Annotated in this window: 1 protein-coding gene and 1 pseudogene; both read left to right on the top strand. The window is 46.2% G+C overall.

The genetic code is table 11. From position 1 onward, the window contains the following. Nucleotides 1–3 precede the first annotated feature (3 nt). Complete coding sequence (gene gspC / locus R7P67_RS25340) at nt 4–927, top strand: type II secretion system protein GspC (RefSeq protein ID WP_318086387.1); 924 nt, start codon at nt 4–6, stop codon at nt 925–927. Between the two features lie 36 nt (nt 928–963). Continuing rightward, nucleotides 964–1,192 (top strand): annotated as a pseudogene (locus R7P67_RS25335) (type II secretion system protein GspD); the annotation flags it as partial.

Genomic DNA, 1,192 nt, shown 5'->3' with positions numbered 1-1,192 from the left:
TCAGTGAAGCGTTTAGAGCTAAGTGCAGGATTATCAAGCAGACCGCTACTGGCTCAGATCAAGTCCAACCACCACGCAATTCAAGCGAAGCTCAGTTTGCTACTTACTTGCCTATTTATTGCGATAACTGGGTGGATACTCGGTAAAGTAGTGTGGTTAGCAATCCCTCAAACGTCTGATGTGCCAGAATGGAGGCCGTCGGCGGGTAACGTTATTGCCAGCAATAAATCGAATACGATTGATTTCAATGCCCTTCAAAGCGCCAACTTATTTGGCAAATACACCGAACAAAAGCCTGTGGTCGTTGAGCAACCTGTTGTGAAAGACGCTCCAAAAACACGCCTGAATCTTACCCTTGTTGGCGCCGTTGCTAGCAGCAATCCTCAAACCAGCTTAGCGGTGATCGCTAACCGTGGTAAGCAAGCGACCTACGGAATTAGCGAAGAAATTGAAGGTACGCGTGCCACACTAAAAGCGGTGTTGGTCGATCGCGTGATCATCGATAACGAAGGCCGAGATGAAACTCTAATGCTGGAAGGCGTTGAGTATAAAAAATTGTCAGAATCGCCGCAGGCTACTCGAGTGCAAGCTGCACAGAAAGAACCTGCGTCAGACGTGAGTGACAAACTAGAGCAAATCCGAGAGGAGATTGCGAAAGATCCACAGAGTGTCTTTAAATACATCACCATTTCTCCAGTGAAAAAAGACGACGCCATTATTGGCTACCGAGTTTCTCCGGGTCGTGATGCGGCGTTATTTAATGATGTGGGTCTAGAACCTGGTGATATTGCGGTGCAACTTAATGGGATCGATTTAAGTGATCCGTCTTCTTCAGTACAACTGATGCAAGTGATGAGCGATCCGCAAGAACTGAATTTGACTGTTGAGCGAGATGGTCAGCAGTACGACATCTATATCCAATTGTAATACTTAGGCAACCAGCGTAAGTTCAGGGAGACATACGTGAAACATTGGTTTAGCAAAAGTGCTTGGTTACTGGCAGGGAGTCTACTCTGCGTTCCAGGTGCTATGGCAAATGAATTTAGTGCGAGTTTCAAAGGCACTGACATTCAAGAATTCATCAACATTGTTGGTCGTAACTTAGAAAAGACCATCATCGTTGACCCTTCGGTGCGCGGTAAAATCGACGTTCGCAGCTACGACGTGTTAAACGAAGAGCAATATTACAGCT

The sequence above is a fragment of the Vibrio sp. Vb0937 genome (assembly GCF_033338855.1).
The sequence above is the reverse complement of the archived record's forward strand: the minus strand, read 5'-3'. Positions and strand labels throughout refer to the sequence as shown.